The sequence below is a fragment of the Paramuribaculum intestinale genome, from assembly GCF_003024925.1.
Lineage (GTDB): Bacteria > Bacteroidota > Bacteroidia > Bacteroidales > Muribaculaceae > Paramuribaculum > Paramuribaculum intestinale.
On the sequence record NZ_PUED01000092.1, the window covers coordinates 1 to 10,416 of the forward strand.

General features: G+C 60.2%; 6 protein-coding genes. 5 read left to right on the forward strand and 1 reads right to left on the reverse strand.

Features of this window, described 5'->3' with window-relative positions; all coding sequences use genetic code 11:
* The first annotated feature begins 153 nt into the window (after positions 1-153).
* The 3 genes from C5O24_RS07980 to menA are packed head-to-tail and all read left to right on the forward strand — an operon-like array spanning position 154 to position 3,268.
* Positions 154-765, forward strand: coding sequence for an L-threonylcarbamoyladenylate synthase (locus C5O24_RS07980; protein WP_107035976.1), 612 nt, complete (start codon positions 154-156; stop codon positions 763-765).
* Positions 762-2,399: a DUF4435 domain-containing protein gene (locus C5O24_RS07985; protein WP_107035975.1), complete on the forward strand. Its 1,638-nt coding sequence runs from the start codon at positions 762-764 to the stop codon at positions 2,397-2,399. Before C5O24_RS07980 ends, C5O24_RS07985 begins: the two co-directional genes overlap by 4 nt.
* On the forward strand, positions 2,396-3,268 hold the full coding sequence (menA, locus tag C5O24_RS07990) for a 1,4-dihydroxy-2-naphthoate octaprenyltransferase (protein WP_161553853.1): 873 nt from the start codon (positions 2,396-2,398) through the stop codon (positions 3,266-3,268). Before C5O24_RS07985 ends, menA begins: the two co-directional genes overlap by 4 nt.
* Before the next feature lie 12 nt (positions 3,269-3,280).
* Here the strand turns inward: menA and C5O24_RS07995 are convergent, their stop codons facing one another.
* Positions 3,281-5,245 carry a KUP/HAK/KT family potassium transporter gene (locus C5O24_RS07995; RefSeq protein WP_237613016.1) on the reverse strand — a complete coding sequence of 655 codons (1,965 nt, stop codon included), beginning with the start codon at positions 5,243-5,245 and terminating at the stop codon, positions 3,281-3,283.
* 101 nt (positions 5,246-5,346) lie between these two features.
* Here C5O24_RS07995 and C5O24_RS08000 point away from each other — a divergent pair, with 101 nt between their 5' ends.
* Positions 5,347-6,147 carry a TIGR02757 family protein gene (locus C5O24_RS08000; RefSeq protein WP_107035972.1) on the forward strand — a complete coding sequence of 267 codons (801 nt, stop codon included), beginning with the start codon at positions 5,347-5,349 and terminating at the stop codon, positions 6,145-6,147.
* Positions 6,148-6,282: 135 nt separating this feature from the next.
* Positions 6,283-10,095: a TIM-barrel domain-containing protein gene (locus C5O24_RS08005; RefSeq protein WP_107681683.1), complete on the forward strand. Its 3,813-nt coding sequence runs from the start codon at positions 6,283-6,285 to the stop codon at positions 10,093-10,095.
* Positions 10,096-10,416: the final 321 nt, after the last annotated feature.

Sequence of the window (10,416 nt, forward strand, 5' to 3'; positions counted from 1 at the left end):
TCAGAGGGGTATAAGCGAAAGGCATGACATTCTTCACCGGCCACGGCCACGGCTCTTAACAAATATTTTGTAACGCAGTATCGGTTTTTTTTCTATATTTGCCGTCAGGGCGCATACAGCCGACAACCATCCCGGCCACGGAGCGCAAAGCCGATGATCATCGAAAGAGTCTACGATTCAAGCATCAACACCAAAGTCATCGAACGGGCGGCGTCGCTGCTCGACGAGGGACGCCTCATCGCATATCCCACCGACGTAAACTACGCCATAGGCTGTCACGCGCTCCGGCAGGCATCGATCGACGAACTGTGCCGGCTCAAAGGGATCGACCCGCGGCGGCAGACACTCTCGGTAATATGCAACGACATGTCGCAGGCGGCCGCATACGCCCGCATCGACAACACCGCCTTCCGCATACTCCGTGCCAACCTGCCCGGCCCATTCACCTTCATACTTCCGGCATCGACCGAGCTTCCGAAAGTGTTCAAGGGACGCCGTTCGGTAGGCATACGCATACCCGCTTCGCCGGTGGCCAGAGCCATCGCCGAGGCTATCGACGCGCCGCTGCTCTCCATGACCGCCACAGACACCGACGGCACACCGCTCGGCGAGCCCGATGAAGTGGCCGTGAGCTATGGCGACCGCTCGCCGATAGCGATGCTCATCGACGCCGGATCGCGACGCGGCGATCTCACCACCGTCGTCGACCTCACCGATCCGCATTCACCCGAAATAATCCGTCAGGGGGCGGGTCAGCTGATATGAACACCGACGCCCACACTACCGACGCCGACGCCGCCATGATCACGCTGCCGCCAAGGCGCGAGGGCGATCCGCTGCGCATACCCGCCTCCACCCGCCAGCTCGTCATCATAGGCGCCAACGGAGCCGGGAAGTCGCGCTTCACAGCCCGACTGGCCGAAGATCTCGGCGAGCGCACATTCACCATGTCGGCGCTTACCGCCCTGTTCGGACACCCCGACACGCCAACCGGCATCGACCGCCTTTTCGAAGCCGCCTACGGCCCCGCCTCACTGCGGCCTGCGGCCGACACGGAGCTTGACCGCCTGCTCGCGCTGCTGATGCACGACGAGATGCTCAATCTCATATCCTACAAGATCACACGCGCTTCAGACGCCGACGCATCACTCCCCCCCACACGCATCGACCGCCTGATAAAAGCCTGGTCGGAAATATTTCCCGACAACAACATACTCATCGAGTCGGGACGTTTCCTCTTCAGCCGGCCCGATTCGGAAAACGCCGACGGCTACTCGGCTCTGAAACTCAGCAACGGCGAGAAAGCTGCAATATACTATCTCGGAGCAGTGCTCTACGCTCCGAAAGGAGCGGCGGTGTTTGTCGACTCACCCGAAATGTTCCTCCATCCGTCGGTCATGCAGGCACTGTGGAACATCGTGGAGGCCATGCGCCCCGACTGCATGTTTGTCTACACCACTCACGATCTGGAGTTCGCCTCGTCGCGCACCGACGCCACGGTAGTGTGGGTGCGCGACTACAACCCAGTCAGCACCACCTGGGACTACGACCTGCTGACATCGCGCCAGGGCATCTCCGACGAGATCTACATGGCCATCATCGGAGCGCGCAAACCGGTGCTCTTCATCGAAGGCGACGGCGTGCACTCCATCGACGCCAAACTCTATCCGCTGATATTCAAATCCTACACAGTCAAGTCGCTCGGCAGCTGCAACAAGGTGATCGAGGCCACCCGCTCGTTCAACGACCTGACGACATTCCACCACATGGATTCCCACGGCATAGTCGACCGCGACCGGCGCGACGACAAGGAGGTGGACTATCTGCGGCGGCGCAAGATCATGGTGCCCGACGTGGCCGAGATCGAGAACATACTGATGCTTGAGGAGGTGATCCGCACAGTGGCCGCAAGCCGTGGCAAGGACGAGAACCGCGTGTTCGACAAGGTGCGCCACGCGGTGTTCTCGATGTTCCGCACCGACCTGCGCCAGCAGGCGCTGCTCCACACCCGCCACCGGGTGAAACGCACTGTCGAATACCGCATCGACGGCCGCTTCACCAACATCAACATGTTCGAGCAGCATATCAACTCGCTCCTCGACGAGCTGAATCCGCGCGGCCTCTACGAAAAATTCTGCCGCGAGTTCAGACGATACCTCGAAACGTCCGACTACCGGTCGGTGCTGAAAGTCTACAACCAGAAATCGATGGTGCCCGGATCAAACGTGGCCGGGCTATGCGGACTATCCAACAAAGACGAATACATCCGTGCAATAATCAAGCTGCTGCGCCACGACGGAGCACCGGCCCGACGCATACGCCGCGCCGTCATGAAATGCTTCGGCATCGACGACAACGACAGCGTCCAACCCCACAAAGCATCAGACAGCGACAAATGAATACACTAAAGCCCTGGATCGAGGCCATGCGCCTGCGCACGCTCCCGGTCTCGACGGCCGGCGTCATCACAGGCACAGCCTACGCCGTCCATGCCGGATCATTCGCATGGATCCCATTCACGCTATGCCTGCTGTTCGCACTGCTGGCACAGATAGCGTCGAACTTCGCCAACGAATACTTCGACTTCGCGGCCGGACTCGACCGGCCCGGCCGCGAAGGGCCGCGACGCGGAGTGACCGAAGGCGACATATCGCCACGGTCAATGCTCGGAGCCACAGTCGGCACCCTCGCGCTGGCCTGCCTCGTCGGCCTCGCGCTCGTGCCCATCGGAGGACTGTGGCTTCTGCCGCTCGGCATAGTCATCGCAGCGGCGGCAATAGCCTACAGCACCGGTCCGTGGCCGCTGTCGCGCCACGGACTCGGCGAAGTGGCCGTCATAATCTTCTTCGGCATCATACCCGTATGGCTCACCTCGTGGCTGCAGACGAGGCAATGCTCCGCCGAGGTGATACTCGGCGGTATTGCCGTCGGGCTGCTTGCAGCCAACGTGCTTATCGTCAACAATTACCGTGACGCTTCCGATGACCGCGCCGTGGGCAAGCACACTCTGGCCGTCATTCTCGGCCCGGCCACAATGCCCTGGCTCTACCTCCTGGACGGTCTGCTGGCCATGGCGCTGGTATATCCGCAGTGGTCGGCCGCCGGCCTGCCGCTCGTCCCGCCTGCCATCGCGGCGGTCGCGGCGGCGATAGCATGGCTAATGACCCGCCGGAGCGGCTCGCGCCTCACCCCCCTGCTCGGACTGACAGCCATGCTGCTGCTGCTCTACTCGCTCCTGTTCCTGCTGCTGCCGCAACCGGTGGCCTGACGGCAGGGCGCGTCAGCACTCCTCCCTGACAATCCGCCGCCCCGACGAGGTGTTGATGATAAGCGGCACGGTTTCGGCCGTCACCACACTCGTGTCAAGCCCGTAGGCCGAGGTGTCGGAAACACCGATATGCCGCAGTATGTCGTGAAGCCGCATAAGCAATGCCGTAGTAGCTCCACATATACTTGTCGGCGAGAATATGCGGTGGAGGATTATAAACCTGAAGTCGCCCGGAATTCCCTCGCGCCGCAGCGAAGGATAGCCGCTGCGCAGATCCAGATCGCCCGACACCACCAGATCTTCCACGATCTGCCGGAGATAGACGCTGATACGCGGCGCCACCCTGAAACCGAGATGCATCGTCACCACATAGATCGTCTCAGGCACCACCACACTGACCGAATAGCTCAGCTCGTCGGGGCTGTCGACATGATCGATATGCACGAACCAGTAATGGTCGGCACGCTTGGGCTGCTTGTTGACGATCGAGTACAGCAGCTTGCTCTCCACCAGCGACGGATCGCCCGAACGGCTCAGATACACCAGGTTGGAGGCATACTTCGGTATCTCCTTGTCGGCCTTGACAGCCGATATCGTAGCGGCGCTGTCGGCCATGCGCCTGTACTCGATAAACGAGGCGCGGCGCCGGGTGGAATTGCGCCACACTATCATGATGCTTCCCACCACGGCCGCGATCATGAGGCTGAACCATCCGCCATGGACAAACTTCGACATATTGGCGACGAAGAATATACCCTCCACAGTCATGAAAAACGCGAAAAACGCTCCGACCACGATCATATTCACCCCTCGCAAGCGCAGCCAGAAGGCAAGCAGCAGAGTGGTGGTGAGCATGGCTATCGTCACGGCCAGTCCGTAGGCCGCCTCTATATGGCTTGAATCGCGGAATATCACCACAGTCAACAGGCATCCGGCGAGCAGACACCAGTTGACCGACGACACATAGAGCTGCCCCTTCTCGGTCGAAGGATAGTCGATCTTAAGGCGTGGCCAGAAACCGAGATTGACCGCTTCGGAGAAGATGGTGAACGACCCGCTGAGCAGCGCCTGGCTCGCTATGATGGCTGCGCCGGTCGACATGGCCACGCCCGCCAGAGTCATCCACTGCGGCATAACGGCATAAAACGGATTGATCCCCCCGGCGGCTTCCCGGGCATGAGTGAGAAGCCATGCGCCCTGACCGAGATAGTTGAGTATGAGCATCACTTTGACAAACATCCAGCTTGCGGTGATATTGCGGCGTCCGCAGTGACCCAGATCGGAATAGAGAGCCTCGGCACCGGTCGTACACAGAAACACCGCACCCATGATCATGAACCACGACGGACTCGACACAAGGAGCTTCACCGCATACCACGGATTGAAAGCCTTCAGCACCTCCGGACATGCCGGCAGATTGACTGCCCCGAGCACTCCGAGCATCAGAAACCATGCGAGCATGAACGGGCCGAAACAGCGCCCGATGCGTCCGGTGCCGACACGCTGCATCATGAATATCAGCAATATCACCCCGATCACGATAGGGAGCACCGGAGTTGCGGGTGCCACGATCCTCAATCCTTCGACAGCGGTTGTCACCGTGATGGCCGGCGTGATCACCCCGTCGGCTACAAGCATCGCCGCCCCGACCGCCGCGACAATATAGAGCCATCCCCGGGGCTGACGCCTCAGCAGAGCGAACAGAGCCAGAATGCCCCCCTCCCCCTTATTGTCGGCCCGCAGGGCTATCAGCACGTACTTCACCGTGGTCTGCAGCGTCAGAGTCCATATCACACACGATATCGCCCCGATTATATAGTCAGCGTCATAACCGGGATTCACCCCTACTATGGCCTTCATCACATAGAGCGGCGAAGTGCCGATATCGCCGAAGACGATACCTACCGTCACGAGCATTCCGGCCAGAGTGATGCGCCGGAGCGACGATCCGTCATATTTTCTTTCATTCGCTTTCACATATTTCAAAACGCCGTCGCCGCCGCGACGGTTCGCAGCCCACCGACTCCACACCATTTTTCATTGCACCGCCCGACACTCTTTAGTAACTTTGCACACGTATGATCGAAAACATCTCCGAAGACATCTGGACGCTTCTCGAAGAGGAAGCGCGCCGCATCAACTCGCCGGCGTTCATCGACGCCGACCCCGTACAGTTCCCCAGGCGCTTTTCATCGCAGCCCGACGCCGAGATAGCGTCGCTGCTCTCGGCCACCATCGCATGGGGCAACCGCCGCATGATATGCCGCGACTGCGACCGTATGCTCGCCCTGATGGGACACGACCCGCACGCCTACGTGATGGAACGCGCCTACGAGGATCTGCCCGACGGCAACATTCACCGAACGTTTTTCAACCGCAACCTGCGCCACTTCCTGCGCGGACTCCACAGGATATATTCGCGCCACGCCACCCTCGAGGATTTCGCCGCAGCTTGCGGAGCCACCGCCGCCGAGGCGCCGGCATGGCATCTGGTGGAGGCAATCAACATGGAGCTGCGTCAGGCCAACGACGGCAAGGACGACTCACGCTGTCTGCCGCTGAATCTCAAGGCCACGGCGCTGAAACGCGTCAACATGGCTCTGCGCTGGCTCGTAAGAGACGACGGCATCGTCGACCTCGGACTCTGGCGCGCACTCCGTCCAGCGCAGCTCTTCATACCGCTCGACGTGCATGTGGGCAACACCGCCCGTCAGCTCGGACTCATCGACCGCAAGGCCAACGACCGCCGCACCACAGAGGAGCTGACCGCCCTGCTGCGCACCCGGCGGCCCGACGATCCGGTATGGTTCGACTTCGCCCTGTTCGGCATCGGTGTCGGAGCCGTCAGGACTGACGAAACCGACGAAATCGGCCTGTGACCGCCGAAATTCCACACCGACCGCTGTCAGTCAGCAAAATTATGACTAACTTTGGACGTCAGCCCGACACTATCCCTCCCGGGAGTCGGACCGCGACGACCCACCCCGACATCACAACCATAAAAACCAATCGATATGAAACGACTTCTGACAGCGCTTGCAGCCTTAGCCTACGTCATCGCTGCCCAGGCCGACACAGGTGTGAAGAGCGCCTCGCTGCTCAATCCCACCACAGCCGAACTCGTAATGACCGACGGCACCCGCATGGCGGTAGATTTCTACGGACCCACCGTGTTCCGCCTGTTCTATGATCCTCAGGGCGGCATAATCCGCAATCCGCAGGCCAATCCGCCTGCCGAGATCCTCACCGTCAATCCGCGCCGGCAACCCGGCAATGTCACCGTGACCGACAATCCAGCGACAATCACCATAGCCACGCCTGCCGTAAGCCTTGACTTCGGCAAGGCCGACGGACTCATGACCGTCACCGACCTGCGTCGCGGCGCAGTGGTCGCCAGCCAGACCGCACCGTTGCAGTTCGACAAGGGCGCCGCCACTCTCACACTCGCCGAACGCAAAGGAGAATACTTCTATGGCGGAGGCGTACAGAACGGCCGCTTCTCCCACAAGGGACGGCGCATAGCCATCGAAAACCAGAACTCCTGGACCGACGGCGGAGTGGCATCGCCGACCCCCTTCTACTGGAGCACCGGAGGCTACGGAGTGCTCTGGCACACATTCGCCAAAGGATCATACGACTTCGGAGCGAAGCAACCCGGCAGTGTCAGCCTCACTCACCAGACCCCCTGGCTCGACATATTCGTCATGGTCGACGAAACACCGGCACAGCTTCTCGCCGACTTCTATCAGCTCACCGGCAACCCGGTGCTGCTACCTAAATTCGGCTTCTACGAAGGACATCTCAACGCCTACAACCGCGACTACTGGACTCCAGACACCACCGGCAAAGGCATAATGTTTGAGGACGGAGTGCGCTACCGCGAAAGCCAGCGCGACAACGGAGGCATACGCGAAAGCCTCAACGGCGAGAACGACAACTACCAGTTCTCGGCACGCGCCGTCATTGACCGATACGCCGCCCACGACATGCCGCTCGGATGGCTGCTGCCCAACGACGGCTACGGAGCCGGATACGGCCAGACCGACTCGCTCACCGGCAACATCGACAACCTGCGCCGTTTCGGCGACTACGCCCGCTCCAAAGGAGTAGAGATAGGACTGTGGACACAGAGCGACCTCCATCCCAAAGAGGGGGTGCCCGCACTGCTTCAGCGCGACATTGTCAGAGAGGTGCGCGACGCCGGAGTGCGCGTGCTCAAGACCGACGTGGCCTGGGTCGGAGCCGGCTATTCGTTCGGACTCAACGGCGTCAGCGACGTCGGACAGATCATGCCCTACTACGGAGCCAACGCCCGCCCCTTCATCATATCGCTCGACGGCTGGGCCGGCACACAGCGCTACGCCGGCATCTGGAGCGGCGACCAGGTGGGAGGAGAATGGGAGTATATCCGCTTCCACATACCCACCTACATCGGATCGGGACTATCCGGACAGCCCAACATATCATCGGATATGGACGGAATCTTCGGCGGACGCAACCCGCAGGTCAACATACGCGACTTCCAGTGGAAGACATTCTCGCCGATGCAGCTCAACATGGACGGATGGGGCTCAAACGAAAAATATCCCCATGCGCTCGGCGAACCCGCCACATCCATCAACCGCAACTATCTTAAGCTCAAATCGCAGCTCCTTCCCTACGCCTACACCTACGCACGCGAAGCCGTCGACGGCAAACCGCTCATAAGAGCCATGATGCTCGAATATCCCGACCGTCACACACTGTCGGCCGCCACACGCTACCAGTATCTTTACGGACCCGACTTCCTCGTGGCGCCGGTCTACCGGCCGACAGCCCCCGACTCGCTCGGCAACGACATACGCCACGGCATATTCCTGCCGCGCGGACGCTGGATCGACTATTTCACCGGACAGAGCTACGAAGGCGGACGAGTGCTCAACTCCTTTGACGCGCCGATATGGAAACTTCCCGTATTTGTCCGCGCCGGAGCCATCATACCGATGGCCAACCCCTCGAACAACCCCTCGGAAATCGACCGCACACGACGCATCTACGAGATATACCCCGACGGACGGTCAGAAATGACCGAATATGACGACGACGGCGTCACCGAACTTTACCGCCAGGGACAGGCCGTCACCACCCGCATAGTGTCGGATCTGGGCAAGTCGGGACGGCTCACCGTCACAGTCGACCCCTCCAGAGGCAGCTTTGACGGCTACGACCCGATGAAATCGACCGAACTGCTGATCAACGCCACCGGCCGCCCGTCGAAAGTGACCGCCACGGTCGGGGGACGTAAAGTGCGGCTCACCGAAGCCACCACCGAAGAGGCATTCGATGCCGCTGCCGACGCCTGGCGCTATGTGGAAGCACCGCAGCTCAACCGGTTCTCCACACCCGGCACCCCCGCCGCAGCACACTCCGTCGTCAAGAATCCCCAGATCGAAGTGAAGATAGCCCCCACCGACGTCAGCCGCAACACCGTTGCCGTGACAGTCGACGGCTTCATCTTCGAGCACCGCAACAACCTTCTGTCGGCCCACGGAAATCTCACCGCGCCCGTCGCATCGATCCCGGCCGACTCTGTAGGCGCCTACAGTCTCTCGCCTGTATGGCAACCCGTCGACGGAGCCGACTCCTACGAGATCATGTTTGACTCGCTGCTCTACGCCAACATCCGCCAGCTGTCGCTCCCGTTCGCCGATCTTAAAGCCGACACACCCTACTCCATGAAACTGCGCGCGGTCAACGCCGACGGTCCCGGCCCATGGACCGAACTGAACGCCATCACCCGCACCGACCCGCTCGAATTCGCCCTCCACGGACTGCGCGGCGAAGCCGACAAGGAGCTGCAGCCCGGATTCGAGATGAGCCGGCTCTTCGACTTCGCCGAAAGCGGCGACATGATGCACTCCCGCTACCGCGCCGACGCCCTGCCGATGAACATAGTGATCGACCTCATGGGAGTCAACACCCTCGACCGGCTACGCTACCTGCCGCGCACCGACGGCGGAAACGGCACCATCCTTTCAGGCAACATTGCCGTGAGCCTCGACAAGCAGCACTGGACTCCTGTCGACTCATTCCGCTGGGAACGCAACGGGCTCGACAAAGAATTCGTGTTCGCCGAGCAGCCACAGGCACGCTACATACGTCTCCACGTCGACGAAGGAGTGGGACGTTACGTCAGCGGACGCGAACTCTACGTATTCAAAGTGCCTGGCACCGAAACATATCTCCCCGGCGACATCAACGCCGACGGCAAAGTGGATGAGGCCGACCTCACTTCCTACACCAACTACACCGGTCTGCGCCGTGGCGACTCCGACTTCGAAGGCTACATCAGCGTCGGCGACATCAACCGCAACGACCTCATAGACGCCTTCGACATCTCCAACGTGGCCACCCGGCTTGATGGAGGAGTCGAGCCTGATGACTACGCCGAGCCACTGAAAGGCACCATCAGCCACAAGGCGAGCCGCTCTACCGACACCGACGGCACGGAACTGATAGCAATAGAGTTTACAGCCGACACCGTCAGCTCGCTCAACGCCATCAGCGTGGCCATACCCTACGACCACACCCGCTGGGAATTCGCCGGCATCGACACCGAAGCCCTCAAGGGGATGGAAAACCTCACCTACGACCGGCTGCATACCGATGGACACCGTGAGCTTTACCCGACATTCGTCAACATCGGCGAGCGCCCGACTGTGGACGGCAGCGGAGTGAATCTCTTCACCGTCCGCTTCAAGGCCCGACGCAAAGGCTCACGGTTCGACACATCCGCCGTGCGCGACGGCCTCATTGTCGACAAGAAGCTCAACACACTCCCATTCTGACCCATACCCTCCCCCACACCAATGGCGCTGTGTCAAAATCCCGCTTTTTGACACAGCGCCTCTTATTATCCTTATGCTCATATTCTTATGACACCGCCCTGCTTTTTTGCCCTGTCTATTCCTTAAGTAACTCTTAAAAATTAGTTGATATTATGAAACTCGTCAGTAACCCATGGTTTGCTGCGGTACTTTTTGATTTTGTCCGGCGTTTTTTGCTTTCATCCTCAGTTGTGTAGCTCGCTACACGCCCTCGTCTTCAAGCAAAAACCACTCGAACAAATCTCAAAAATCACTCGCAGCTAATTTTTGCGAGTTACTTAT